This window comes from Streptomyces capparidis (genome assembly GCF_054782095.1).
On sequence record NZ_BAAGTD010000003.1, the window covers coordinates 247,533 to 270,821 of the forward strand.

At 75.3% G+C, this 23,289-nt stretch carries 27 protein-coding genes; 10 read left to right on the forward strand and 17 right to left on the reverse strand.

The genetic code is table 11. From position 1 onward, the window contains the following. Positions 1-39: 39 nt before the first annotated feature. Positions 40-579, reverse strand: a complete 540-nt coding sequence (locus ACYVO2_RS04590; RefSeq protein ID WP_461006256.1) for a PadR family transcriptional regulator — start codon at positions 577-579, stop codon at positions 40-42. 109 nt (positions 580-688) lie between these two features. Between ACYVO2_RS04590 and ACYVO2_RS04595 the strand changes: the two genes are divergently transcribed. Next, positions 689-1,459: an alpha/beta fold hydrolase gene (locus tag ACYVO2_RS04595; protein ID WP_461006257.1), complete on the forward strand. Its 771-nt coding sequence runs from the start codon at positions 689-691 to the stop codon at positions 1,457-1,459. A gap of 27 nt (positions 1,460-1,486) precedes the next feature. Here the strand turns inward: ACYVO2_RS04595 and ACYVO2_RS04600 are convergent, their stop codons facing one another. Next, positions 1,487-1,864, reverse strand: coding sequence for a MerR family transcriptional regulator (locus tag ACYVO2_RS04600; protein WP_461006258.1), 378 nt, complete (start codon positions 1,862-1,864; stop codon positions 1,487-1,489). Positions 1,865-2,336: 472 nt separating this feature from the next. Further along, positions 2,337-2,618 (reverse strand): hypothetical protein, encoded by a 282-nt coding sequence (locus ACYVO2_RS04605; protein WP_461006259.1) that lies wholly within the window; start codon positions 2,616-2,618, stop codon positions 2,337-2,339. Positions 2,619-2,845: 227 nt separating this feature from the next. Here ACYVO2_RS04605 and ACYVO2_RS04610 point away from each other — a divergent pair, with 227 nt between their 5' ends. Beyond that, positions 2,846-3,733, forward strand: a complete 888-nt coding sequence (locus ACYVO2_RS04610) for a helix-turn-helix domain-containing protein (protein WP_461006260.1) — start codon at positions 2,846-2,848, stop codon at positions 3,731-3,733. Next, positions 3,720-3,971 carry a DUF397 domain-containing protein gene (locus ACYVO2_RS04615; protein ID WP_461006261.1) on the forward strand — a complete coding sequence of 84 codons (252 nt, stop codon included), beginning with the start codon at positions 3,720-3,722 and terminating at the stop codon, positions 3,969-3,971. Before ACYVO2_RS04610 ends, ACYVO2_RS04615 begins: the two co-directional genes overlap by 14 nt. 85 nt (positions 3,972-4,056) lie before the next feature. Here the strand turns inward: ACYVO2_RS04615 and ACYVO2_RS04620 are convergent, their stop codons facing one another. Then, positions 4,057-4,611 carry a CGNR zinc finger domain-containing protein gene (locus ACYVO2_RS04620; RefSeq protein ID WP_461006262.1) on the reverse strand — a complete coding sequence of 185 codons (555 nt, stop codon included), beginning with the start codon at positions 4,609-4,611 and terminating at the stop codon, positions 4,057-4,059. A 174-nt stretch (positions 4,612-4,785) separates the two neighbouring features. Here ACYVO2_RS04620 and ACYVO2_RS04625 point away from each other — a divergent pair, with 174 nt between their 5' ends. Next, the gene (locus tag ACYVO2_RS04625) at positions 4,786-6,150 is read left to right on the forward strand and encodes an MFS transporter (RefSeq protein WP_461006263.1); all 1,365 of its coding nucleotides are present in this window, start codon (positions 4,786-4,788) and stop codon (positions 6,148-6,150) included. 39 nt (positions 6,151-6,189) lie between these two features. Here ACYVO2_RS04625 and ACYVO2_RS04630 read toward each other — a convergent pair whose 3' ends face one another. Next, positions 6,190-6,948, reverse strand: coding sequence for a TetR/AcrR family transcriptional regulator (locus ACYVO2_RS04630; protein WP_461006264.1), 759 nt, complete (start codon positions 6,946-6,948; stop codon positions 6,190-6,192). Between the two features lie 136 nt (positions 6,949-7,084). Between ACYVO2_RS04630 and ACYVO2_RS04635 the strand changes: the two genes are divergently transcribed. From ACYVO2_RS04635 to ACYVO2_RS04645, 3 genes are all read left to right on the forward strand, one after another. Further along, a complete protein-coding gene (locus ACYVO2_RS04635; RefSeq protein WP_461006265.1) occupies positions 7,085-8,062 on the forward strand; it encodes an ATP-binding cassette domain-containing protein in 978 nt (325 codons plus the stop codon). A gap of 28 nt (positions 8,063-8,090) precedes the next feature. Continuing rightward, complete coding sequence (locus ACYVO2_RS04640) at positions 8,091-8,816, forward strand: ABC transporter permease (protein WP_461006302.1); 726 nt, start codon at positions 8,091-8,093, stop codon at positions 8,814-8,816. Between the two features lie 167 nt (positions 8,817-8,983). Next, positions 8,984-11,311, forward strand: coding sequence for a Tex family protein (locus tag ACYVO2_RS04645; protein WP_461006303.1), 2,328 nt, complete (start codon positions 8,984-8,986; stop codon positions 11,309-11,311). Positions 11,312-11,345: 34 nt separating this feature from the next. Here ACYVO2_RS04645 and ACYVO2_RS04650 read toward each other — a convergent pair whose 3' ends face one another. The 3 genes from ACYVO2_RS04650 to ACYVO2_RS04660 all read right to left on the reverse strand — a co-directional run bounded on the left by ACYVO2_RS04650 (position 11,346) and on the right by ACYVO2_RS04660 (position 14,586). Beyond that, positions 11,346-12,083 (reverse strand): HAD family hydrolase, encoded by a 738-nt coding sequence (locus tag ACYVO2_RS04650; protein WP_461006266.1) that lies wholly within the window; start codon positions 12,081-12,083, stop codon positions 11,346-11,348. After that, positions 12,073-13,377, reverse strand: coding sequence for a phosphotransferase family protein (locus ACYVO2_RS04655; RefSeq protein ID WP_461006267.1), 1,305 nt, complete (start codon positions 13,375-13,377; stop codon positions 12,073-12,075). The genes ACYVO2_RS04650 and ACYVO2_RS04655 overlap by 11 nt, the downstream gene beginning before the upstream one ends. Positions 13,378-13,707: 330 nt before the next feature. Next, positions 13,708-14,586: a winged helix-turn-helix domain-containing protein gene (locus ACYVO2_RS04660; protein WP_461006268.1), complete on the reverse strand. Its 879-nt coding sequence runs from the start codon at positions 14,584-14,586 to the stop codon at positions 13,708-13,710. A gap of 375 nt (positions 14,587-14,961) precedes the next feature. Here ACYVO2_RS04660 and ACYVO2_RS04665 point away from each other — a divergent pair, with 375 nt between their 5' ends. After that, complete coding sequence (locus ACYVO2_RS04665; RefSeq protein WP_461006269.1) at positions 14,962-15,087, forward strand: hypothetical protein; 126 nt, start codon at positions 14,962-14,964, stop codon at positions 15,085-15,087. A gap of 91 nt (positions 15,088-15,178) precedes the next feature. Here the strand turns inward: ACYVO2_RS04665 and ACYVO2_RS04670 are convergent, their stop codons facing one another. The 3 genes from ACYVO2_RS04670 to ACYVO2_RS04680 all read right to left on the reverse strand — a co-directional run bounded on the left by ACYVO2_RS04670 (position 15,179) and on the right by ACYVO2_RS04680 (position 18,226). Then, entirely contained in the window at positions 15,179-16,435 is a 1,257-nt protein-coding gene (locus tag ACYVO2_RS04670; protein ID WP_461006270.1) for a GNAT family N-acetyltransferase, read from the reverse strand. Between the two features lie 129 nt (positions 16,436-16,564). Further along, positions 16,565-17,536 carry an asparaginase gene (locus tag ACYVO2_RS04675; protein ID WP_461006271.1) on the reverse strand — a complete coding sequence of 324 codons (972 nt, stop codon included), beginning with the start codon at positions 17,534-17,536 and terminating at the stop codon, positions 16,565-16,567. Positions 17,537-17,626: 90 nt separating this feature from the next. Beyond that, the gene (locus ACYVO2_RS04680; protein WP_461006272.1) at positions 17,627-18,226 is read right to left on the reverse strand and encodes an RsiG family protein; all 600 of its coding nucleotides are present in this window, start codon (positions 18,224-18,226) and stop codon (positions 17,627-17,629) included. A gap of 213 nt (positions 18,227-18,439) precedes the next feature. On the opposite strand from ACYVO2_RS04680, the gene dtd reads away from it, so the two are divergent. After that, on the forward strand, positions 18,440-18,865 hold the full coding sequence (dtd, locus tag ACYVO2_RS04685) for a D-aminoacyl-tRNA deacylase (protein ID WP_461006273.1): 426 nt from the start codon (positions 18,440-18,442) through the stop codon (positions 18,863-18,865). Between the two features lie 152 nt (positions 18,866-19,017). On the opposite strand, the gene ygfZ is transcribed toward dtd, so the two are convergent. The 4 genes from ygfZ to ACYVO2_RS04705 all read right to left on the reverse strand — a co-directional run bounded on the left by ygfZ (position 19,018) and on the right by ACYVO2_RS04705 (position 22,138). Beyond that, complete coding sequence (ygfZ, locus tag ACYVO2_RS04690) at positions 19,018-19,983, reverse strand: CAF17-like 4Fe-4S cluster assembly/insertion protein YgfZ (protein ID WP_461006274.1); 966 nt, start codon at positions 19,981-19,983, stop codon at positions 19,018-19,020. A 55-nt stretch (positions 19,984-20,038) separates the two neighbouring features. Next, positions 20,039-20,503, reverse strand: a complete 465-nt coding sequence (locus tag ACYVO2_RS04695) for a Fur family transcriptional regulator (protein WP_461006275.1) — start codon at positions 20,501-20,503, stop codon at positions 20,039-20,041. 117 nt (positions 20,504-20,620) lie between these two features. Further along, positions 20,621-21,202, reverse strand: a complete 582-nt coding sequence (locus ACYVO2_RS04700; protein ID WP_461006276.1) for a heme-binding beta-barrel domain-containing protein — start codon at positions 21,200-21,202, stop codon at positions 20,621-20,623. Between the two features lie 231 nt (positions 21,203-21,433). Further along, the gene (locus ACYVO2_RS04705; RefSeq protein WP_461006277.1) at positions 21,434-22,138 is read right to left on the reverse strand and encodes a hypothetical protein; all 705 of its coding nucleotides are present in this window, start codon (positions 22,136-22,138) and stop codon (positions 21,434-21,436) included. Positions 22,139-22,290: 152 nt separating this feature from the next. On the opposite strand from ACYVO2_RS04705, the gene ACYVO2_RS04710 reads away from it, so the two are divergent. Next, positions 22,291-22,653 carry a DsrE family protein gene (locus ACYVO2_RS04710; protein ID WP_461006278.1) on the forward strand — a complete coding sequence of 121 codons (363 nt, stop codon included), beginning with the start codon at positions 22,291-22,293 and terminating at the stop codon, positions 22,651-22,653. A gap of 39 nt (positions 22,654-22,692) precedes the next feature. Here ACYVO2_RS04710 and ACYVO2_RS04715 read toward each other — a convergent pair whose 3' ends face one another. Then, entirely contained in the window at positions 22,693-22,896 is a 204-nt protein-coding gene (locus tag ACYVO2_RS04715) for a DUF3099 domain-containing protein (RefSeq protein ID WP_461006279.1), read from the reverse strand. A gap of 99 nt (positions 22,897-22,995) precedes the next feature. Then, positions 22,996-23,286, reverse strand: a complete 291-nt coding sequence (locus ACYVO2_RS04720) for a DUF1416 domain-containing protein (protein ID WP_461006280.1) — start codon at positions 23,284-23,286, stop codon at positions 22,996-22,998. Between the last annotated feature and the right edge of the window lie 3 nt (positions 23,287-23,289).

The following is a 23,289-nucleotide window of genomic DNA, read 5'->3' on the forward strand; positions in this document are numbered from 1 at the left end:
CGACGGGAGAGCGGCGGGAGGGGCGGCCGCGGGGCCGCGTCAGCCGGGTCCGTCCAGCTCGTCCAGGGTCGCGCGCAGCCAGCGCAGCTCGGCGGCGGAGGTCGCGCGGGCGATGGTGAGCAGGCCGCGCCGGAACGGGTCGTCCATGTCCTCGGCGGTCAGCGGGCGCGGCGGGTCGGCGTCGTCGTGGAAGAAGCTGCTGGGCTGCTCCAGGAAGGCCAGCCGCCGGCGCAGCACGGCCGCCTGCCCGGCCGGGTCGTCGAGGTGGCGCAGGAACGCCAGCAGCGTGAACCAGCGGTTCTCGTCGCTGATCTCCACCTCGTCGGGCTCGCGCAGCCTGCGGCGCAGCTCCGCGCGCCCCTCGGCGGTGAGGCTGAGGGTGTGGCGGGGCGCGGCCCTGCTGCCCGGCTCGGTGCGGCGGGTCAGCAGACCGGCCCGCTCCAGGCGCTTGACCGCCGGGTACAGGGTGCCGTCGGCGATGGGGCGCACATGGCCGGTGAGATGGGCGATGCGGCGTTTGAGCTCGTAGCCGTGCAGTGGTCGCTCGTACAGGAAACCCAGGATGGCCAGCTCCAGCATGGCCGCATCCTCGCGCACCGAGGCTTATACATCGGCACCGAGGTATAGTCTCGGCGAGGTTGGACGGCCGCGCGGATCAGCCGCGCGGCGGGGACGGGAGGGGACGGGCATGCGCGCTGCCCAGGTGACGGACGACGGGGCGTGTCTGCGGTGGACCGAGATCCCCGGGGACGCGGAGCCGCCGCGGGTGTACGTGCACGGGCTCGGGGCCGCCTCGGGCCCGTACTTCGCGGCGACCGCCGCCCACCCCGCGCTGACGGGGCACCGCTCGCTGCTGGTGGACCTGCTCGGCTTCGGGATCAGCGACCGCCCGGAGAGCTTCGGCTACACCCTGGAGGAGCACGCCGACGCCCTGGCGGCGGCGCTGCGGACGGCGGGGGTGCGCGGGGCGGACGTGATCGCGCACAGCATGGGCGGGGCGGTCGCGATCGTGCTGGCGGCGCGGCACCCGGAACTGGCCGGGCGGCTGGTGCTGGTGGACGCCAACCTCGACCCCGTCCCCGTCGTCCGCGACCGCCCGGGCAGCAGCGGCATCGCGGCGTACACCGAGGAGGAGTTCACCGGCGGGGGCTGGCGGGAGGTGCGCGACCGGGTCGGGCCGCACTGGTGGGCCACGATGCGGCTGGCCGGGCGGACCGCCCTGTACCGCAGCGCCGTGCACCTGGCCCGGGGCACCGCTCCCACCATGCGCGAGCTGCTGCTCGACCTGCCGATGCCGCGCACCTTCCTGCACCCGGCGGACGACGGCCCCCCGCCCGGGGCGCGGCGTCTGGCCGAGGCCGGGGTGGCGGTGGTGGCCGTGCCGGAGTGCGGGCACAACGTCATGCTGGACAACCCGGAGGGGTTCGCCCGGGCGACGGCGCGGGCGCTGGCGGGGTGAGGGGGCGCCGCGCCGGGCGGCGGCCGCCTACGCCGCCTCGTTCTCGGGGAAGCGCTCCGGGGCGGCGTCCAGGACCGTGTCCAGCATCGAGCGGGAGGTGCGCAGCGCCTCGATCTCCGCGGTGATGCGCCGCCGCTCGTTGCGCAGCCTGCGCACCAGCTCGGGGCAGGTGGGCACCAGGCGGTCGCCGTCGTCCCGCACGCACGGCAGCACCTGGGCGATCACCGACGTGGACAGGCCCGCCGTGAGCAGGCAGCGGATCCGGCGCACCGTCTCCACGTCCGCCTCGCTGTACTCGCGGTACCCGCTGGGCAGGCGCTCGGGGCGGAGCAGGCCCTGCTGCTCGTAGTAGCGCAGCATCCGCTCGTGCACCCCGGTGCGCCGGACCATCTCCTTCATGCGCATGCGAGCCGCCTCTCCCCCGTCGCCCGCCCGTCCTCGCGGGCGGGACTCCGAACTCCGACATCCGTGTCGGAGTGTAAGGGGCGGGGGCGGGGCGGCAGGGGGACGGCGGTGCTCGGGTGGGGCTCCCCGGGCGCGGCGGGGGTGGAGCGGTCGGTCGCGGTGGGCCGGTCGTCCGCGGCGGGCCTGGCGCGGCGGGCGGGGCGGGCGGCGTGCGCCGGGCGCGTTCGTCGCGTCCCGGCGCGTTTTCCCGTTTCGGGCGTTCGCGGTGCGCCGCCCGTTTCCACCGTTCCGCGCGGGCGCACTCCGGCGCCTGGCCATTCCGTTCCGTCCACCGTGTTCCGTCCGCCGTGTTTCGGCCGCAGCGTTTCGGCCGCTGTGTTCCGGCCGCCGAATGGGGACGGGAACGCCCCGGTTCTCCGGGCAGTGTTCTCCTATCCCTTCGGGATATGCGCGAGGAATATGCCGGAAACCTTCACCAGCAGCCGCGTTCGCCGCCCCGGCCTCGCGCGTCCACCCGGCGCTGCTTCGCGGCGAGCGCCTCGTTCGGCGAGAGCACCCGGACCGCGTGCGGCTCGGCCTCCCACTCCCTGCCGCCGCCCACCGGCCGCAGGTAGAGCCTGCCGCGATAGCCCACGGCCATGACCTCCGCGATCCGGTCGGTGCCCGTCTCCCGGACCAGCGAGCCCATCGGGGGCGGATCCGCGGGGCGGCCGTGGTCGCCGCCGCTGCCTTCGGGGGTGCGTTCCGGGGCCATTGCGCCTGCCTCCTCGAGGGCTGCCCGCCCAGCCCTGTCCAGCCTGCCGTCCGACGGAGTCCCAGCTTCAGCCAGGATGGCGGCTCCGCCGACAATTCTGCAAGACTTCGCAGCGATACCCTCGCATGGATATACACGATCGAGTGAATTGCATTGCGGGACCCCTCCCCTGGCGCTTTCATTTTGAGTGGCGGTAATCCTTCATACGGAGAACGGGGGGTGGGCCGGTGGCGGAGGGGACGACGGGATCAACCGTCCCGCGCAGACAGCTCGGCCGTCACCTGCGCGATCTGCGGAACGGGGCCCGGCTCACCGTGCGGGCCGCGGCGCGCGAACTGGAGTGGTCCGAGGCCAAGATGTGGCGCATCGAGACCGGGCAGACCTCGCTGCGCAGCCTCGACGTCGAGGCCATGTGCCGGGTCTACGGCGCCGCGCCCGAGCTGACCGAGACCTTGAAGGGCCTGGCCAGGGAGACCAAGGCCAAGGGCTGGTGGCACGCCTACGGGGACGCGGTGCCCGAGGGCTTCGCCGTGTTCATCGGTCTGGAGGAGGCCGCCGCCGAGCTGGCCTGCTACGAGAGCGAACTGATCCCCGGGCTGCTCCAGACGAAGGAGTACGCGCGGGCCGTCGTGCGCACCCACAACCCGGGGCTCGACGAGGCGGAGATCGAGCGGCGCGCCCGGCTGCGCCTGGAGCGGCAGGCGGTGCTGACCCGCCCTTCCTCCCCGCCGAGGCTGCGCGCGGTGCTGAACGAGGCCGTGCTGCGGCGCCCGGTGGACGGCGGCAAGCGCATGGCGGACCAGCTCCGGCACCTGCTGGAGACGGCCGAGCTGCCCCATGTGGAGATCCGGGTGATGCCGTTCGCGGCCGGGCTGCACCGGGGCGCGCTGTCGGGTCCGTTCGTCCTCCTGCGCTTCCCGCCCACCGCCGACGGGCGCGAGAGCGAGCCGCCGACCGTCTACACCGAGACCCTGACCGCCGACGGGTACGTGGACAAGCCCGGCGAGGTCGCCCGCTACGACGCGGTGTTCGAGGACATGTGGGGCGCGGCCCTCACCGACGGGGCGTCGCGGCGCCTGATGCGCGAACTGGCGGCGGCCTATGAGCGGGGCTGACCGCGCGGCGGGCCCCCGCGGCGCGGCGCCGGCGGGCGCGGCGGGCGCGGCGTGGTTCAAGTCCAGCCACAGCAACGGCGAGCGCAACTGCGTCGAGGTGGCCTTCCTCGACGGCGGCGCGGCCGTCGCGCTGCGCGACAGCAAGGACGGGGGCGCGGGCCCCGTGCTGCTGTTCACCGCCGAACAGTGGCGGGCGTTCCTGCGCCGCGCCGGGAGCGGCGCCCTCGGCCCCGCGTGACGGGATGAGCGCGTGACGGGATGAGCGCGTGACCGGGGTGAGCGCGTGACCGGGGTGAGCGGGCCCCGCGCCCGGCCGGGCGGTCTCAGCCGTCCGGCGGCGCGGGGCCCCGCCGCGCCGCCGCGAACCGGCGGGCCTTGGCGCGGTTGCCGCACACCCGCATCGAGCACCAGCGGCGGCTGCGGTTCTTGGAGACGTCCCAGAACACCCAGGCGCAGGAGTGCTCCGCGCAGCGCTTGAGCCTGGCCGCGTCCCCGGTGGTCACCAGCTCGCTCCAGGCGACGGCGAGCGCGGCCAGCGCCCGGCGCGCCGGGGGCAGGCCGGGGTCGGGGAGCAGCGGGGCGGCGCCCAGGGCGACCCGCACCGGCAGGGCGCGCAGCACCTCGTCGGCCTCGGCCACACGGCGCGGGTCGGGGGTGTCGCCGACGCCCACGCCGAGCAGCTCCCGGATGCCGTCGCGCAGGCGCACGCCCATCACGTGCTCCTCGGGCCCGACCGCGTCCGCGGGTCCGAGCAGCCCGCGCGCCTCCAGCCAGGCGGCCAGGCCCCGGGGGTCGGCGAGGGCGTCGGTGCCCTCGTCCACGTCCAGGGTGTTGGCGAACGCCTCGACGAGCACGGCCGAGGCCGGGGGTTCGAGCACGGTCGGGCACCTCCTGACAACCCACCCTACCGGCAAAGTCGATGACCGGTTAGCCACGGCGGGTGTTCCTGTGGCACCCTGAGGCCTCCGCCTTGCTACCGGCTAACACGTTTGATGGTTAGCCGTCGCGGACAGCAGGGCGGGCACGGGATGCGAGCGCGGAACGGGGGCGCCATGACAGCGCGGACGGCCACGGCGGGCACGGGGCACGAGGGCACGGGCACGACGGCCGGGCGGGACGCGGCGACCGGCGCGGCCGCGCCCTCCGCGCCCCTCGGCCCCGCGGCCGGGAAGCCGGTGCCGCGGCGGCCCGCCGCCGCCCGCAACACCGCGGTCCTGGTGGCCTTCACCGCGGTGACGAACCTCGCCGAGGGCGTGCTGAAGATGGCGCTGCCGCTGCTCGCCGCCCGCGCCTCCGCCTCCCCCGCCCAGGTCACCGCGGTCTCGCTGGCGCTGACCCTGCCCTGGCTGCTGTGCTCGCTGCACGCCGGCGCCCTGGTGGACCGGATGGACCGCAGACGGCTGCTGTGGGCCGCGAACGGGCTGCGCCTGCTCGCGGTGGGCGCGCTGTGCGGCGCGGCCGCCGCCGGGGCGGTGCCGGTGTGGGTGCTGTGCGCGGGCGGGGTCGCGGCCGGGGTCGCCGAGGTGCTGGCGTCCACGGCGGCGGCGGCGCTGGTGCCCGCCGCGGTGCCGCCCGCGGGGCGGGAGCGGGCCAACGCGTGGGTGGCCGGGGCCGAGACGGTGTGCGGCGAGTTCTGCGGGCCGTTCGTCGGCGGGGTGCTGGTCGCGGCGGGGGCGGGGCTCGCGCTCGGCGCCAGTTGGGGCGGGTTCGCGGCGGCGTCGCTGGTCCTGCTGCTGCTCGCGGGCCGGTTCCGCGCGGCGGGGGCGGCGGCCGGGGACGGCGCGGGGGCGGCTCGGCCCGGCGGGCGCGGTGGGGCCGGGCGCGGTGGGATCGTCGAGGGGCTGCGCGTGCTGTGGCGCGACCCGCTGCTGCGCACACTGAACCTGCTGCTGATCGTGCTGGGGGCGTCCTGGGGCGCGTGGACCGCGCTGATGCCGCTGTACGCGACGCGGGAGATGGGCCTGGACGCTCGGGCCTACGGCCTGGTGTTCGCCGCGCTCGGGGTGGGCGGGCTCGCCGGGGTGGCGGTGGTGGGGCTGGTGAACCGGGTGTGCGGGCGGCGCGGGGCGCTGTTCGCCGACCTGGTGGGCACGTGCGCCATGGTGGCCGTGCCCGCGCTGACCACGCACGCCTGGGCGGTGGGGGCGGCGGCGTTCCTCGGCGGCGTGGGCGGCTCGCTGTGGACGGTGAACGTCCGCACGATCGCCCAGCGCCTGGTGCCCGATGACCTGTACGGGCGCTATGTGGCGACCAGCCGCCTGTTCACCTTCGGCGCCATGCCGGTGGGCGCGGCGGTCGTGGGCCTGCTCGCGGAACTGGCCGGGCCCCGGGTGGCGTTCGCCTGCTTCGGCGCGGCCGTCGCCGGCACGGTGGTGCCGTTCCTGCGCGTGGTCACCGCGCGGGCGCTCGCCCGCTGAGCGGCCCCGCCCCGCCGGGGCCCGCGCGCCGGGCGGCCCTCACCCGGCGTCGGCGGCCCCTTGACGGCGCATCAGGGCCGCCACGCCGTCCAGGACGGTGGCCAGGCCGAACTCGAGCTCGTCGTCGGGGCCGTCCGGGCCGTCGAGCACTCCGGCGTCGACGACGGTGTGCAGCTCGGGGAAGAGCGCCGGGTCGGTGAGCCGGCGCACCAGCGCGCCGTAGGACTGCATGGTGACCAGCCCGGGCGACCGCGCGGCGGCGGCCTCCGCCAGGCTGAGCGACAGCGTCGCGTCATGTCGGACCAGGCCGCTGAGCAGCAGCATCACCGACATCTTCTGAACCTCGGTCAGCCGGGTGCCGCGCATGGCGGTCAGGCCGGACTCCAGCCAGGCCAGCATGTTCGGCGTGACCGGCGGCCCGGTGATCGGCACGCGCAGCATCCACGGGTGCCGGCGCAGCGCCGCCACGTACGCCCACGTCCAGTGCTCGAGGCCGGCCCGCCAGCCCGGGCGCTCCGGCGGGGCGGGCGGCGGGCCGACCGCGGCGTCCACCATGAGCAGCAGCAGCTCGTCCTTGGCCTTCACATAGCGGTACAGCGCCATCGCGGAGGTGCCGAGCTCGGCGGCCACCTTGCTCATGGAGACGGCCGGCAGCCCGTCGGCGGCGGCCACCCGGACGGCGGCCTCGACGATCCGCTCCAGGCTGAGCCCGGGCCGCGGCCCCTTGCTCGGCCGCTCCCGCAGGCCCCAGGCCGTCTCGATACTCGCGGGCAGCCCGGTGCCGCTGTCGTCCGCCATCGCCTCAGCTCTCGTCTCGGGTTGACCCCCATCCTAGTTCTGCGTATACCTTAAACAGTAGAGTTTATGGCGTAAGCAGTAAACGGGAAGCGGAATCGCAGGCGAGGGGCCGGACGGCCCGGAAGGGGGCACAGCCATGCCCGGGGACGAGGCGGCCGTCGAGGCCGCGGGGCTGCGCAAGTCCTACGGAGAGGTGCCCGTGCTCGGCGGGGTGGACCTGGCGGTGGCGCGCGGCACCGTCTTCTCCCTGCTCGGCCCGAACGGCGCGGGCAAGACCACCACCGTGCGGATCCTGGCGACCCTGCTGCGGCCGGACGGGGGCCACGCCCGCGTCGCCGGGTGGGACCTGCTGCGGCAGCGGCGGCAGGTGCGCCGCGCCATCAGCCTGACCGGCCAGTACGCGGCCGTGGACGAGGCGCAGACCGGCGAGGAGAACCTGCGGATGATGGGCAGGCTGCGCGGGCTGAGCCGGGAGCGGGCCCGGCGGCGGGCGGGCGAGCTGCTGGAGGCGTTCGGGCTCACCGGGGCGGCCGGACGCCGGGCCGGCGGGTACTCGGGCGGCATGCGGCGGCGCCTGGACCTGGCGGCGAGCCTGGTGGGCGACCCGTCGCTGATCTTCCTCGACGAGCCCACCACCGGCCTGGACCCGCGCAGCAGGCAGGCCATGTGGGAGGTCATCACCGGTCTGGTGGACACCGGCGTCACCGTCTTCCTCACCACCCAGTACCTGGAGGAGGCGGACCGCCTCGCCGACCGGGTGGCCGTGCTGGACGGCGGCCGGATCGTGGCCGAGGGCAGCCCGGAGGAGCTCAAGCGGGACATCGCCGGGCAACGGCTGGACCTGGTCCTCGCCGACGACGCCGCCTACACCGCGACCCGCGACCTGCTCGGCGGGCGCGCGGTCGCCGAGGACCGCGAGCGGCGGGTGCTGTCCGCCGCCACCGACGGCAGCGCCGGGCACATCAGGGCGCTGCTGGACGAGATCGACCCGCACCGCACCGCGGTCACCCGGTTCTCCGTGCACACCGCCACCCTCGACGACGTGTTCCTCGCGCTGACCGGGCACGCCGCCGCCCCCTCCACCGCCTCCGGGAAGGAGACCGCCGGTGTCTGACACCACCGCGCTCGCCCACGCCGGCACCATGACCGCCCGCTGCCTGCGGCTGACCCGGCGCAACCCCGACGCGCTGCTCACCTCGCTGATGCTGCCGGTGCTGCTGATGCTGCTGTTCGTCTACCTCTTCGGCGGGGCGATCCACACCGGCACCGAGTACGTCACCTACGTGGTGCCGGGCGTGCTGATGCTGTGCGCGGCCTACGGCGCGTCGATGACGGCGGTCAGCGTCAGCAACGACATGGCAGGCGGGATCGTGGACCGCTTCCGCTCCATGGACGTCGGCGGCACCGCCGTGCTCGCCGGGCACGTCGCGGCCGCCACCGTCCGCAACGCCGTCTCCACCGCGCTGGTGCTCGCCGTGGCGTTCGCCATCGGGTTCCGGCCCGGCGCGGACGCGCTCGGCTGGCTGGCGGCGGCCGGGCTGCTGCTGCTGTTCATCGCCGCCATGTCATGGCTGTCCGCCGCGGTCGGGGTGCTGGCCAGGAGCCCGGAGGCGGCGAGCGGGTTCACCTTCTTCGCGATGTTCCTGCCCTACCCCAGCAGCGCGTTCGTGCCGGTGGAGACCATGCCGGACTGGCTGCACGGCTTCGCCGAGCACCAGCCCGCCACCCCCGTCATCGAGACCCTGCGCGCCCTGCTGCTCGACGAGCCCGCGGGCGACGCCGCGTGGCAGGCGGTGGCCTGGTGCGGCGGCGGGCTGGTGCTGGCCATGGCCGCGGCGGCGGCGCTGTTCCGGCGGCGGATGCCCTAGCGCGACGGCGGCGCGGCGCACCGGGCGGGCGGCCTGCCCCCGCATCGCGGCCCGTCCGGGACACAATCGGGGGCGGGCCCGCGGCCGCGGGCCCCGCGCAAGACGAGCCCCGGGCACCCACTGGGGCACCCCCGGCCGGAAAGCGAAGGCGGAACGAAGACGTGACCATGGCACTTGAGGCTGTTCACCGCAGGATCGCCGAGGAACTCGGCGTGCGCGAGGGGCAGGTGACGGCGGCGGTCGAGCTGCTCGACGGGGGTGCGACCGTGCCGTTCATCGCCCGCTACCGCAAGGAGGTGACCGGCGCGCTGGACGACACCCAGTTGCGCACGCTGGAGGAGCGGCTGCGCTACCTGCGGGAGCTGGAGGAACGGCGCGCCGCCGTGCTGGAGTCGGTGCGCGCCCAGGGCAAGCTGGACCAGGCCCTGGAGGCGCAGATCCTCGCGGCCGACTCCAAGGCCCGCCTGGAGGACATCTACCTGCCGTTCAAGCCCAAGCGGCGCACCAAGGCGCAGATCGCCCGCGAGGCCGGGCTCGAACCGCTGGCCGACCTGCTGCTCGGCGACCCCTCCCGGGAGCCGCACGAGGCCGCGGGCCCGTACGTGGACGAGGGCAGGGGCGTCGCCGACACCGCGGCGGCGCTGGAGGGCGCGCGGGCGATCCTCGTCGAGCGGGTCGGCGAGGACGCCGACCTCGTCGGCGAGCTGCGCGAGCGGATGTGGACCCGCGGCCGGGTGGTGTCGCGGGTGCGGGAGGGCCGGGAGGAGGCGGGCGCCAAGTTCGCCGACTACTTCGCGTTCGCCGAGCCGTTCACCAAGCTGCCCTCGCACCGGGTGCTGGCGCTGTTCCGCGGCGAGAAGGAGGAGGTGCTCGACCTGTCCTTCGAGCCCGTCGGCGAGGGCGAGGAGGAGGACGGCCCGTCCGGCTACGAGGCGCGGATCGCCCGCCGGTTCGGCATCGCCGACCGGGGCCGCCCCGCCGACCGCTGGCTGCTGGACACCGTCCGCTGGGCGTGGCGGACCAGGATCCTGGTGCGGCTCGGCCTGGACCTGCGCCAGCGGCTGCGCCAGGAGGCGGAGGACGAGGCGGTGCGGGTGTTCGCCGCTAACCTGCGCGACCTGCTGCTGGCCGCGCCCGCCGGGACCCGCGCCACCATGGGCCTGGACCCGGGCTTCCGCACCGGGGTGAAGGTCGCGGTGGTGGACGCCACCGGCAAGGTCGTGGCCACCGACACCGTCTACCCGCACGTGCCGCGCAACCGCTGGAAGGAGTCCGTCGCCACCCTGGCCCGACTGGCCCGCGAGCACCGGGTGGAGCTGGTCGCGATCGGCAACGGCACCGCGTCCCGGGAGACCGACCGGCTCGCCGCCGACCTGATCAAGGAGCACCCGGAGCTGCGGCTGACCAAGGCCGTGGTCTCCGAGGCCGGAGCCTCGGTGTACTCCGCCTCCGCCTACGGCGCCCAGGAGCTGCCGGAGCTGGACGTGTCGCTGCGCGGCGCGGTGTCCATCGCCCGCCGCCTCCAGGACCCGCTCGCCGAGCTGGTCAAGATCGACCCGAAGTCGATCGGGGTGGGCCAGTACCAGCACGACCTGCCGGAGCTGAAGCTGTCCCGCTCCCTGGACGCGGTGGTCGAGGACTGCGTGAACGCGGTCGGGGTGGACGTCAACACCGCCTCGCCGCCGCTGCTGACCCGGGTGTCCGGCATCGGGGCCGGGCTCGCGGAGAACATCGTGCGGCACCGCGACGCCAACGGCCCGTTCCGCAGCCGCAAGGCGCTCAAGGACGTGCCGCGGCTGGGCGCGAAGGCGTTCGAGCAGTGCGCGGGCTTCCTGCGCATCCCCGACGGCGACGACCCGCTGGACGCCTCCGCCGTGCACCCGGAGGCCTACCCGGTGGTGCGCCGGATCCTCCAGGCGACCGGCACCGGCATCAGGGAGCTGATCGGCGACGGCGAGAAGCTGCGGTCGCTGCGCCCGCAGGACTTCGTGGACGGCGCGTTCGGCCTGCCGACCGTCACCGACATCCTGGGTGAGCTGGAGAAGCCCGGCCGCGACCCGCGACCGGCGTTCGCCACGGCGGCGTTCAAGGAGGGCGTGGAGGAGATCAAGGACCTCCGGCCGGGGATGGTGCTGGAGGGCGTGGTCACCAACGTGGCCGCGTTCGGCGCGTTCGTGGACGTCGGCGTGCACCAGGACGGTCTCGTGCACGTCTCGGCGATGTCCAGGACGTTCGTCAAGGACCCGCGGGACGTGGTCAAGCCCGGCGACATCGTGCGGGTGAAGGTGCTGGACGTGGACGTGCCGCGCAAGCGGATCTCGCTGACGCTGCGCCTGGACGACGAGGCCGAGCCCGGCCGGGGCCGTCCGCGCGAGCGGGGCGGGGACCGGGAGCGTGGCGGCAACCGGCGGCCCCCGGCGCAGCGCGGGTCCCGGCCCGAGCAGGGCGGCGGCGCGCTGGCGGACGCGCTGCGGCGGGCGGGGCTCGTCAAGTAGCGCCTCCGGCGGCAGGCCGTGCGCGCCCCGGCGCTCAGTCCAGGGCGCGCACGGCCTCCGCGAGCGTGGCCACCACCAGCTCGGCCCCGGCCTCCCGCAGCGCCCGGGCCTTGTCCGGGTTGCGCCCGAGCCCGAGGAAGGGCACCGCGGCCCGGCGCGCCGCCTCGGCGTCGGCGGGGGCGTCGCCGATGAACAGGCACGCGCCGGGCCGCGCGCCGAGCGCGGCGACGGCGCGGAGCAGGCAGTCGGGGTCCGGCTTCATCCGCGCCGGGTCGCGGGTGCGGCCGTGCACCCCGGCGGAGAAGTGCCGGTCGAGTCCGGCGCGGGCCAGATGGGCGTGCACGGCCTCGGGGGCGTTGTTACTGGCGACGGCGAGCCGGACACCGTCCGCGGCCAGGCGGCCGACGAGGGCCCCGGCGTGGGGGGTGGGGGTGGCGCCCGCGGCGGCGGTGAGCTCGCAGGCGGTGAGAAAACGTTCCGCCTCCTGGACGGCCTGCCGGACGGCCGGGCCGGAGCCGTGCAGCGCGGCGCGGCGCAGTATCTCGTGCGGGCTGGTCAGCCCGGCGCAGCCCGGCGGCAGCAGACCCGCGTCCGCGATGAGGGCGCGCATCCGGCGGGTGATGGGGGCGACGGGGCAGGCCGCGAAGAGATGGCACAGCGGCCCGTCGAAATCGAAGATCACGCATTCGGCGCCGCCGAACGCCCGCCGCAGTTGCCCCGCGCCCGCGGTCCCGGTACCGGTCCGCCGCGTCGCCCTGGTGTCAACCCGCACGCTCGCGCCCCACCCCTCCGTGTCCCGTCACCCGCGCCGCGGTCCCGGCCCGCGCGCCCCGCCCGGGGGCCCGCCACGGGTCCGTGCGCCATTCCCCGCCTGCTACCCAGGGCGCGCGGGTGTCACTCGGGCCCGGCGCGGGCCCGACGGCGACGGGAGCACCCGCGCCGCCCGGGCGGGGACGGCCGCGGCGGCGCCCGTCGAGCCACCGGGTGAGCTCCGCCCTGATGTCGCGGACACCGAGGACGTTTTCCAGACGCAGCGGCCCCCGCGCCAGCGCGAGGGTGCGGTGGATTCTTAGCGACGCCTTTCTGATCCGGCGTGGAAGGGAGGCCCCGCTGCTTCCGTCGAGCAGCCCGCGGGCCGCCCGGATGACGTCCGGGAAAACCGACTGGGCCCGTTCCCAGTCGAGATACACCGCCAGGTCCCTTTCCCATCCCCCGGCCGCGCCGGGCGGCACCGCGGCGGCCCAGCGGCGGGCCACCCGAGCCGTCCACGACCCGCTTTCCGGATAGCGCATCCGGCACAGATGGGTCGCCAGGTCGTGCAGGGGGTCGCCGACCATCGCCAGTTCCCAGTCGATGGCCACCAGGCGGCCGTCCGGGCGCACGATGAGATTGTCCCGGTGGACGTCGGTGTGCAGCAACGCGAACCGCCGCGGGGTGAGCGCGCCGAGGCGCTCCTCGAAACGCAGCACGGCGTCCTCGGGAATGCCCAGGGCGTCGAACAGTGCGCCGAACTCGGGGCGGGCCGCCCGGTGCACCCGCTCCTCGGTGAAGCGGACCAGTCGCCGCAGGAACGCGGTGCAGTCCCCGTCCCGCGGCCAGTCCTCCGGCAGCGGCGGCAGGGCGCTCACATCGACCCTGGTCATGGCGGCGAACAGCTCGACGATCTGGCTCAGATGGGGCTCGGGCACCTCCCAGCCGGGCGGCCGGATCCGCGACAGGCGCCACCCGGGCACATAGGTGTGCACGGTGAACTCGCCGCAGTCGGCCAGGCACCGGGGAATTCCGGGCAGCCACGGCTCCAGGGCGCGCAACAGCGCGGCCTCGTCCCGCCACGCCCGCATCACGACCTCGGGAGTGCCCCGCAGCGGAAACCGCAATTTCACCCGGGTGTCCCGGGCGATTTCCGCAAGATGTGCGAGGGAACCGTCCAGGCGCCGCACGTCATTGCGATTGTGGTAACCGCTGACGGGCTTGCCGAAGCGGCGCGCGCGGTCCAGGACGTCGAGCCAGACGGAATCGGGGATCGGGCGGGCTCCGGCGGCGATCCCGGCATCACGGACCGGCATGCGGGCGACCTCCGTGCTCCTTGCCCTCCGGCGCGCGCCGGAACGGCAGCCGCAGCCTATATCCCGCGGCGCGGCGGCGGCCGGGGAAAGGGCGGCGCGGCATTCGCGGCGGCTTTTCGCCGCGCCGCTCGGGCCCGCCCGCGCCCGCGGCCCCGGCGGCTTTCGCGCCGGGCGCGGGCGGATTTCGCCGGAAAAGCACGGCGGGCCCGCCGGGAAAAACGGGCGGTTCGCCCGGGAAGCGGGGCGGCGCTCCGGCGGCCGGGAATTCCCGGTCCGCAACGGGTCCACGGGGTGCCGCGGACCGCCCGCCCGCCCCGGGCGGCGTCCGGTTCACTCGGCGACCGCGGACTCCACGGCGATCGAGTCCCACAGGGAGTCGAAGAACAGCTTGGTCTCCCCCACGAACGCGTCGTCCACCGATCCGGGCTCCCCCTGCACATGGCGGAAGAGCACGGACCCGAGCCCCAGCACGTCGTAGATGGGCACGCTCTCGCCCTCGATCAGCACCGAGCGGCGCACGATGCGGTAGTGACCGGTGAGGACCTCCGTGCCGTTGAGCACGTAGATCTTCTGGAGCGGCGTGATCGAGACCTCCCTGACCTCGACGTCGACCTCACGGACGAAGCCGCCCACCGCCAGGTCCCGCAGGGAGTTGACCGCGGTGAGGCGGTGGCTGGCCGAGAGCCTGCGCAGCCGCTCCAGGGGGCGCAGGTCGCCGTCGTCCGCGGTGCTGCGCGGGATGGCCAGGTTGGTGGAGACGCTCGGCAGGAGCAGCCGGACGCGGATCCGCTCCGGCGCGGGGCCGCCGGTCCTGATCTTCGTGAGCGGGCCCGCCAGGGCGTTGTTGAGGGTCTCCGCGGTGAGCGAGAACGCGTCGATCGTCACCTCGCCCGAGCTGAGGAAGGCGTCCTGGAGCGACTTGGCCAGCGAGGCGATGGCCTTCTCCGGCCGTCGCACCGCGCCGTCCGCCGCCCCCGAGCCGCCCTCGCGCCAGTCGGCGACGAAGGTGCCCTGCCCCTGGTGCGACTCGATGTATCCCGCGTCCCGCAGCTCGCCCAGGGCCCGCTGGATCGTGGCGCGCGAGACGTCGAAGCGCTCGGCGAGCTCGTACTGGGTCGGCACCCGGTCGCCGACGCGCAGCCGCTCGTCGAGGATCTCGCCCCGCAGGGCGTCCACGACCTGCTGGAACGGGAGGCGGTCCTTACGCACGGTACAAGCCTACAACTCTCCGTCAAATTGAGCGAGTTGACCGCCCAGTTGACTGACCAACCACCCCGCCCCACGTTTAGCGATCTCCTGACCATGGCATTCAATGAGTGAGTCAAGCCAGTCAAGTGCAGCCAACCGGCGGGCATTTGACCACCGGTCGCCATCCTCTCCGCGGCACCACCGAGGCTGACGCCCGATCAGGCAGAAAGTGGCGCGCTCCCCCACTGCCCGCAGTGCGCCCCGACTCCCCCGGCCCGGACGGCATGGCCGCGCCGCGCCGAGGAACCCAGGTTGCGCACATCGGAACCGGACCGCCCGCGCGGAGATGACAGAAGGGGGAACCGCGTGCCCATCCTCGCCTTTTTATTCGAACAAATGATGCAGTACAGGTTCGGCCTCGGCGGCGGCGCCGCCGCGGTCCTGCTGCTGTTCGGGCTGCGGAACAAGTCGGAGCTGTGCCAGTACGTGGCACTGATCTCCCTGCTTGCCGCGGTCCAATGACCGGCCGCGGCCCCGCCGTCCGGCCGGGCCGCGCGACGCAGGGCCGGGGCCCCGCCCGCACCGGGCGGGGCCCCGCTCGCGCGGGAACCGGTCAGAACATGTCGGGGCACCACGGCCTGCGCCCGGTGCGGAACATCGCGTCCACCCGGGTCAGGGCGCCCGCCCGCTCCTCCGCCACCCGTCCCACCGAGGCCAGCCGGGTCGCGGTCTCGTCGCCCAGGTACAGCGAGCCGAGCGCCGCCGCGTCCAGGGTGACGTCGGCCTCCCGCGCCGTGGCCGCGCAGGCCGCCCCGTCCGGGCCGCCCTCCAGCAGGAAGCGGCCCGCCGCGAAGCCCGCGGGGTCGGCGACCTCGAACACCACCGAGCCGGGCGCGCCGTAGGTGCGGGCCGCCAGCAGGCGGGGCACGTCCAGCGGGCGGAGCCACAGGAAGTCGGTGTGCAGGGTCCGCCGGGCCGAGCGGGGGTCGCCCAGCAGCAGCGGGAGGATGTCGTCGGGCGCGCGGCCCGGCGCCTCCACCGTGGCCACCCAGTCCACGGACATGGCGTACCGCCACAGCGCCGCCTCGGCCCGCGGGGTGACGCCGATCAGGTCCCGCACCCGCAGCACGCAGCGCGGCTGGTTGTTGTCCCACTTGTCGTCCACCACATAGCTCAGCCAGCCGTCCACCCGGCCTGAGGCGTCCCGGTACAGCACGTGGGTCGACGGCCGGAAGGGGCGGTCCGGCAGGCCGAGGTCGGTGGTGGCCTCGCGCCAGAAGTGGTCGTCGCGGGGGATCACGCCGTGGCGGGTGACCCGGAAGCGGTCGTGCGCCTCGGGGACGTGCTTGAGGAACTCGGCGGCGTCCACCACCTCCACCCCGCCGTCGGCGGACGGCTCGAAGGGGCCGGGCGCGGCGCGCGTCACATCGATCTCGAAGGTCACCGTGGTGGAGGCGGGCCCGAAGCCGTAGCGGCCGTATATGCCGTACTCGGCGGAGTCCAGGATGGCCAGCGGCTCCCCGCGCTCCACGCACGCGGCGAGCTCGGTGGCCATCATCCGCCTCAGCAGGCCGCGGCGGCGGTGGGTGGCGGTCACCGTGACGTTGGTGACGCCGGAGGCGGTCAGGGTGCCGCCGCCCGGCACGGTCAGTTCCTGCGGGGAGCTGCGGAAGGTGGCCACACAGCGGGGGCCGTCGAACGCCCCCAGGGTGCGCCGCGGGTCGACGAAGCCGCGGCGGAAGGCCACCACCTGCTCGGACGTCGAGTGCGTGGTGGGCCGCAGGAACCCGGTGTCCACGGCCCGGGACCACTCCGGGAGCTCGTCGGGGGTGATCCAGCGGATGTCCGGGGCGGGGCTGAGGGTGCTCATCCGGGCAGGGTAGGCGGGCCCTGTTCCGGGTCGCACGCGAGTTTTTCGGGGGTCGCCGCCGGTGCGCGAGGCGGCGCCGCCCGCGCGCGGGGCCCCCGCCCGGCCGCGAGCGGCGCCGCCCGGCGGTCGTCAGAACGCCGCGCGCACCTCGCCGACCCGCCGCCCGCCCCCGAGCAGCGGGCTGTCCGCGATCCGGGCCAGCACCGGGGCGTCCACTCCGGCCCGGCGCAGGGCCGCCGCGAGCACCGGGCCGAGCGCGCGCTTCCCACCGTCGTCGATCTTGAACGCCAGGGCCCGCCCGTCCGGGAGCGCCACCGCCTGAACGGCCTCCGCGCCCATCTTGGCCAGCGCCCCGGGCACGCCCGCCATCAGCCAGGTGTCGGGGCGCCGGGTGCCCGCGACGAACTCGGGGTGGGCGCGCATGGCGTCGGCGACCCGGCGCTCGGACGTGCCGGGCGCGGCCAGCACCAGGCCGCGGAAGGCGCGGGCGAGGCCGGTGAGGGTGACGGCGAACAGCGGGGCGCCGCAGCCGTCCGTGCCGGTGTGCGCGACGGGGTCACCGGTGGCCGCGCGGACGGTGCGCAGGGCCTCGCGCTGCACGGGGTGGTCCGGCTCCAGGTAGCCCGCCACGGGCCAGCCACGCGCGACGCAGGCGGTGAGCATGGCCGCGTGTTTGCCCGAGCAGTCACCGGCGACCGGTTCTGGACCGCCGCCCGCGCGCAGGGTGCGCTCGGCCTCGACCGGGTCCAGCGGCAGCGCGGGCGGGTTGCGCAGCGCGTGCTCGGTCAGTCCTGCGGCGGCGAGCATCGTCCGCACCCCCGCGAGGTGGAACGATTCTCCGGAGTGGCTCGCCGCCGCGAGCGCCAGCGGCTCGCCGTCCAGATCCGCCCCGCAGCGCAGCGCGGCCACGGCCTGGAGGGGCTTGTTCGCCGACCGGGGGAACACCTCCGCGTCCGGCTCGCCGAGGGCGAACTCCACCTCCCCCGCGGCGTCCAGCACCACCAGGGACCCCCGGTGCACCCCCTCGACGAAGCCGGACCTGACCACCTCGGCCAGCACGGGGTGCGCGGGGCGCTCGGGCTGCACGGGCTGCACGGACATGCGGTCGGCCTTTCACGGGGCGGCTCAGGGGCGAGGCGGGCCGCCCACCCGCCTCCCCCGGTCACCCCGGATCGGCCCCGCCGGGCCCGGTCAGGCCCCGGACAGCAGGTCGTCGACGCTCGCCTCGCCCTCACGGTACCGGCGGGCGATCTCGGCGCCGCAGCCGTCCGCGGTCCGCTGGAGCCGCTGCCTGCGCTCGGAGACCTCGCGCTCGTGCGCGCTCAGCCGGGCCAGGGCCCGCCGCAGCTCGGCGTCGGTGCGGGCGTCGAGGTCGGACAGCTCCACCTCGGACAGGATCCGGTCGGCGAGCCTGCGGCACTCAGGTGAGCGCGGCGTGCCGAGCGTCACGTGCCGGGCGGAGCCGCGCACCCGCGGCGGGGCGTCCGCGAGGATCTCCGGCAGTTGGTCGAGCAGTCTGGCGCCGGGGCCGGCCGGGGCCGGGGCGGCGCCCGCCCTGGCGCCCACCGACGCCCGGCGGGCGAGCTCGGCGCGCAGGATGTCCACGCGCCCCTGGAGCAGCCGCCGCAGATACGACAGGTCGGCCTCCTCCCGCTGCGCCGCCCGCCGCATGGCGCGCAGTTGCCGCAGGTCGAGGCGGGCCGGATCGGGCGCGGCGGGGACCGTTCCCGGATGGCTCGTCAGGCGCGCCCGCGGACGGGGGGGCCAGGGCTGGAGCGGTTCCGCCGTCATGGGCAGCTCCTGGTGCGGATCGGTGACCCGGGCCGGCGCCGGGGCCGTGCGGCCGGGTCGTGGGCGGGTGAGTCCTACCAAGTACTGGCCCACGCCGCTCACGCAGCGACGCGCGCGGGCCATGGCTGGCATGGTGCCACTCCACACGGCCGTGGCGCACGGCCCCCTTGCGCGGATGCGGGCCGGTGTGCTTGCGGCTGGGAGGATGGGCGCATGCGTGCTGTTGTTCAGGTGGTGACCCGGGCGGGTGTGACGGTGGACGGCGAGACGGTCGGGGAGATCCGGGGCCCCGGTCTGTGCGTTCTGGTCGGCGTCACCCACGAGGACACCCCCCAGAAGGCGGCGCAGTTGGCCCGCAAGCTCTGGTCGCTGCGCGTTCTGCCTGGTGAGAAGTCCTGCTCCGACCTGGGCGCCCCGCTGCTCGTGATCAGTCAGTTCACCCTCTACGGTGACGCGCGCAAGGGGCGCAGGCCCACCTGGAACGCCGCCGCGCCCGGCCCGGTCGCCGAGCCGCTGGTGGACGAGGTGGTGGCGCGACTGCGGGAGTTCGGCGCCGAGGTGGCCACGGGCCGGTTCGGTGCGCGGATGCAGGTGTCACTGGTGAACGACGGGCCCTTCACCGTTCTTCTGGAGATATGACCCATATGGTTGGCAGTCAGGTGTTGCGCCAGGTTGACGCCCGGGAGGAATGAAGGATTCCGCCCGAACCCCCGGAACACCCCGCCTCCGGGGCGGTCGGGGCCGGTCCCGAAGCCGCCGGGACCCGCCCCGCCCGTTCACCCGGACGGCCCTCACTGCGGGACGATCACGTCCTGCGCCGCCGCCACCGTGTCCACCAGCAGGGGAGCGTCCACAGGGGTGTTCCGTTTCACCAGTGCCAGGGCGACGGGCCCCAGCTCCCAGTGCCGCACCGCCGTGGTGACGAAGCCGACCTGCCGCCCCTCGGGCCCGTCCGCGGCCAGCTTCACCGGGGTGCCGTGCGCCGGGAGGGTGACCTCGGTGCCGTCCAGGTGGAGGAAGACCAGCCGCCGCGGCGGCTTGCCCAGGTTGTGCACCCGGGCCACCGTCTCCTGGCCCCGGTAGCAGCCCTTGTCCAGGTGCACGGCCGACTCCAGCCAGCCCACCTCGTGCGGGATCGTGCGGTGGTCCGTCTCCCGGCCCAGGCGCGGCCGGCGGGCCTCCACGCGCAGCGCCTCCAGCGCGGCCACGCCGATCGCCGGGCCGCTCGCCGCCGCGAACGCCGCCAGGTCGCCGCGCGGCAGGAACACGTCCCGCCCGTACGCGGTCTCCCGGACCACGGCACCCTCGGGGCTCGGGGTGATGCTGCCCGCGGGCAGGTGCACCACGGCGCGGTCGTCCGTGACGTCGGCGACCTCCACCCGGTAGAAGAACTTCATCGACTCCAGATAGGCCAGCAGCTCGCCCAGGGTGCCGGGCTCCACGTGCGCCCAGGTCGCGGTGCCGTCGTCCACCAGGTACAGGGCGTGCTCGATGTGGCCGTGCGCGGACAGGATCAGCGCCTCGGTGGCCACGCCGGGACTCAGCTCGCTGACGTGCTGGGTCAGCAGCAGGTGCAGCCAGCTCAGCCGGTCCTCACCGCTGACCCGGAGCACGCCGCGGTGGGAGAGGTCCACGAATCCGGTGCCGGAGGCGAGATCGCGCTGCTCGCGGAACAGGTCGCCGTAGTGCGCCGCGACTCCCTCGTCGGGAGCCTCCGCCGGGACAGCGCCGGGCAGCGACAGCAGAGGGCTTTTCATACCGACAAGCGTACGCGGGACCCTGCCCGGAGCCGCCGGGGCGGCTCTTGGCTCGTCAGGCGTTCACCTGCGGTTCTCCGCCGCGCCGGGGCCGGTCCTCCTCCGGGCAGCGCTCGCACCGCCCGAAGATCGCGAAGTGCTTCATGTCGGTCTCGAAGGCGAACCGCTCGCGGAGCAGGGCCACGAACGGGTCCGCCACCGAGATGTCCGCCTCCGTGATGGAGCCGCAGTCCCGGCACACCAGGTGCATGTGGTGGTGCCGGTCCGCCAGGTGGTAGGTGGGCGCGCCGTGGCCGAGGTGGGCGTGGCTGACCAGGCCCAGCTCCTCCAGCAGCTCCAGGGTGCGGTAGACCGTGGAGATGTTGACGCTGCTCGCCGTCTTGCGGACCTCGGTGAGGATCTCGTCGGGCGTGGCGTGCTCCAGGGCGTCCACGGCCTCGAGGACCAGTTGCCGCTGCGGGGTCAGCCGGTAGCCGCGCTCACGCAGGTCGGCCTTCCAGTCGGTGCCGCTCGTGTTCACAACGGTCGCATCCCTCGGCTCGCTCGCGTCGCCCCAGTGGTGACGATTCTACGGCTGGCTCCGCCGCCACCACCGGCTCCGTGAACGGGAGCCGAACCCCCGGCCGCCGGCGCCCCGCTAGCGGAAGAACGCGATCCCGTCGTCCGGCAGGTCCTTCAGGTCCTTCGCCCACTCGGACGGGTCCACGACCTTCTTCAGGTGGGCCGACATGTACGGCTTGAGCCCGCCGCCCGCGACGACCTTCTCGAACACCCACATCAGGTCGCCCTTGACCAGCCCGTACAGCCGCTTGCCGCCCAGGTACTCGGGGGTGCCGGGGAAGCGGGCGACGGCGTCGGTGACCATGTCGATCTGCGGCCTGCCGTCGGCCAGCTCGCCGTACCAGATCTCGATGACGCCGTCGTCGCGGGACATCGCGATCTCCAGGCGGCGGTTGTCGCCGATCCGCCACCAGCCGCTCTCGCTCTCCAGGGGCCGGACCTTGTTGCCCTCGCCGTCGAGCACCCAGGTGCGGGAGGTGTACTCCAGGAACGGGCGGCCGTCGTGGCTGAAGACGACCTCCTGCCCGAAGTTGCACTTCCCGATCTCCGGGCCCTTCTCCCCGGCGACGGGTTCGCAGACCCCGGCGCCCGCCCAGGAACCGAGCAGGAAGGCGAGCGGGACGTTGGCCGGGTGCAGGTCGGAAGGAATCTCGATCATGTTCGTCAGCGCTGGCCCTGGTAGAGCTTCACCACGGTGAGGGCGGCGAAGGCACCGATCATGACGGCCACCAGGACGAGCAGGCCGGTGATGAAGGTCTCTAGCACGGGAGCGCTCCTAAGCGGGAAACGAACCGGTTGGCGAAAAGCTGACAGGTCGGGCCGGGTCCGAGTCTAGTCGTCGCCGCTCGAGGGGGCCCCGTGAGGTGCGCCCCGCCGGGGCGGGCGCCGGTCAGCGCCCCGTGCGCAGCCGCTCCCGCTGGTCCGCGACCAGCTCCGCCATCCGCGCCGCCGACGGCTCGCCCGCGCCGGTGACGGTGATCGTGAACGCCACGTCGCCCTCCTGCCCCACGGCCACCAGCGCGTCGGTGCTCTCCGCGGCGGAGGACTCCAGCCGGGTGGCCCGCGTGCCGCTCTCGCCGGGCAGGGACACGGCCGGGCCCTCGAACAGGTCCTCGCCGGCGAAGTCCCGCGCCTGCCCCGCCGACCCGAACCGGAGCAGCTTGACGTTCACCTCGCCGCTGCCGTCCGCGGTGCGGAACACCCGCAGCGCGCCCTGGCGGAAGCCGCGCTGGCGCAGGGAGTCCTCGGTGACGGAGCCGAGCCCGATCGCGGCGTCCGCCGCGCCCGCCGGATCACCGGCGGGCTCGCCGTAGGGCTCGGCGCCCTCCGGCAGGGGCAGCAGGAAGTACCGCAGGTCGCCGCGGTGCACGCCGCCGCTGACCGACCCGGTGACGGCGGGGCTCGGCGCCCCGGAGCCCTCCGGGGCCGGGGAGGTGGCCGCCGACTCCTTCGGGGCCGCGCCGCTGCGCTGGGGGCGGGCGCCGCCGTCCCCGTCCCCGTCGCCGGAACCGGAGTCCGAGCACCCGGCCAGGGCGAGGGACCCGGCCGCCACCACGGCCAGGAGGAACGTCACGGTCCTTCGGCGGTCCCGCATCGGCTGGCTGCTCCCCCGGGGGTCGTTTCGGTCGCACGAGTCGATCACGCGTGCGGCCCCGAGACTAGCGCTCCCCCGCGCGCCGCCGCCGTCCCCGGCGCGCGGCGCCCGCCGGGGCCCGCACGGGGCCCACCCGGGACTACAGTTGCCGCGTGGCCAAGAAGCTGGTGATCAAGGTAACGGCGGGCAAGGACGCGCCCGAGCGGTGCTCGCAGGCGTTCACCGTGGCGGCGGTGGCCGTCGCCAGCGGCGTCGAGGTGTCGCTGTGGCTGACCGGCGAGTCGTCGTGGTTCGCGCTGCCCGGCCGGGCGGCGGAGTTCGAGCTGCCGCACGCCGCGCCGCTGCCCGACCTGCTGGAGTCGATCCTCGCGGCGGGCCGCGTCACGCTGTGCACCCAGTGCGCGGCGCGGCGGGAGATCACGGAGCGGGACGTGCTCGACGGGGTGCGGATCGCGGGCGCGCAGGTCTTCGTCAGCGAGGCCATGGAGGACGGCACTCAGGCGCTCGTCTACTGACCGCGGACGGCCGGGGGAAGCCGCCGGGGCGGATACGGCCTAGCGGGGGTCGTCCCACCAGCGGTCGTCGGGGTCCCTGCGGTTGGCCACGATCGCGGCGCACGGCGGGATGACCATCGCGACCACGCACATGGCGACGGCCGCGGGCACCGACCACAGGCGCACGAACGCCCACGCCGACACGAACAGGGCCAGGCACAGGCCCATCAGCGCGAAGTAGCGGTGCCTTCTGCGCGCGTACACCCCTCCACGGTAGGCCGGGGCCGCGGGCGGCGCGAAGGCCGCGCCCCCGGGGCGGTGGCTCCCGGGAGGCGCGGCCTCGTGCCCTGTGCCGCCGTGCGCTCAGACGGCGATGACGACCTCGGCCCGCGCGCCCTGCTCGGCGAGGTGCACCTTGCGGTCCGCGGTGGCGCCGGGGACGAGCGCGCGCAGCGTCCAGGTGCCGGGGGCGGCGAAGAAGCGGAACTGGCCCGTCGCCGAGGTGGGCACCTCGGCGGTGAACTCGCCGCCGCCGTCCAGCAGCCGCACGTACCCGTTGACGGGCTCGCCGTCCCGGGTCACCGAACCCTGGATGATCGTCTCACCGGCGCCGACTTCCGCCAGGTCGGGGCCTCCGGCCTTCGCTCCACACATGTG

Bases quoted from the DNA above. Each gene is read 5' to 3' on its own strand.
- dtd (WP_461006273.1), top strand. From the start codon at position 18,440: ATGCGTGCTGTTGTTCAGGTGGTGACCCGGGCGGGTGTGACGGTGGAC.
- ACYVO2_RS04700 (WP_461006276.1), bottom strand. From the start codon at position 21,202: ATGATCGAGATTCCTTCCGACCTGCACCCGGCCAACGTCCCGCTCGCC.
- ACYVO2_RS04675 (WP_461006271.1), bottom strand. From the start codon at position 17,536: ATGTCCGTGCAGCCCGTGCAGCCCGAGCGCCCCGCGCACCCCGTGCTG.
- ACYVO2_RS04680 (WP_461006272.1), bottom strand. From the start codon at position 18,226: ATGACGGCGGAACCGCTCCAGCCCTGGCCCCCCCGTCCGCGGGCGCGC.
- ACYVO2_RS04665 (WP_461006269.1), top strand. From the start codon at position 14,962: ATGATGCAGTACAGGTTCGGCCTCGGCGGCGGCGCCGCCGCGGTCCTG.
- ACYVO2_RS04670 (WP_461006270.1), bottom strand. From the start codon at position 16,435: ATGAGCACCCTCAGCCCCGCCCCGGACATCCGCTGGATCACCCCCGAC.
- ACYVO2_RS04595 (WP_461006257.1), top strand. From the start codon at position 689: ATGCGCGCTGCCCAGGTGACGGACGACGGGGCGTGTCTGCGGTGGACC.
- ACYVO2_RS04720 (WP_461006280.1), bottom strand. From the start codon at position 23,286: ATGTGTGGAGCGAAGGCCGGAGGCCCCGACCTGGCGGAAGTCGGCGCC.
- ACYVO2_RS04615 (WP_461006261.1), top strand. From the start codon at position 3,720: ATGAGCGGGGCTGACCGCGCGGCGGGCCCCCGCGGCGCGGCGCCGGCG.
- ACYVO2_RS04600 (WP_461006258.1), bottom strand. From the start codon at position 1,864: ATGCGCATGAAGGAGATGGTCCGGCGCACCGGGGTGCACGAGCGGATG.
- ACYVO2_RS04645 (WP_461006303.1), top strand. From the start codon at position 8,984: ATGGCACTTGAGGCTGTTCACCGCAGGATCGCCGAGGAACTCGGCGTG.
- ACYVO2_RS04605 (WP_461006259.1), bottom strand. From the start codon at position 2,618: ATGGCCCCGGAACGCACCCCCGAAGGCAGCGGCGGCGACCACGGCCGC.
- ACYVO2_RS04590 (WP_461006256.1), bottom strand. From the start codon at position 579: ATGCTGGAGCTGGCCATCCTGGGTTTCCTGTACGAGCGACCACTGCAC.
- ACYVO2_RS04640 (WP_461006302.1), top strand. From the start codon at position 8,091: ATGACCGCCCGCTGCCTGCGGCTGACCCGGCGCAACCCCGACGCGCTG.
- ACYVO2_RS04655 (WP_461006267.1), bottom strand. From the start codon at position 13,377: ATGCCGGTCCGTGATGCCGGGATCGCCGCCGGAGCCCGCCCGATCCCC.
- ACYVO2_RS04635 (WP_461006265.1), top strand. From the start codon at position 7,085: ATGCCCGGGGACGAGGCGGCCGTCGAGGCCGCGGGGCTGCGCAAGTCC.
- ygfZ (WP_461006274.1), bottom strand. From the start codon at position 19,983: ATGAAAAGCCCTCTGCTGTCGCTGCCCGGCGCTGTCCCGGCGGAGGCT.
- ACYVO2_RS04630 (WP_461006264.1), bottom strand. From the start codon at position 6,948: ATGGCGGACGACAGCGGCACCGGGCTGCCCGCGAGTATCGAGACGGCC.
- ACYVO2_RS04625 (WP_461006263.1), top strand. From the start codon at position 4,786: ATGACAGCGCGGACGGCCACGGCGGGCACGGGGCACGAGGGCACGGGC.
- ACYVO2_RS04705 (WP_461006277.1), bottom strand. From the start codon at position 22,138: ATGCGGGACCGCCGAAGGACCGTGACGTTCCTCCTGGCCGTGGTGGCG.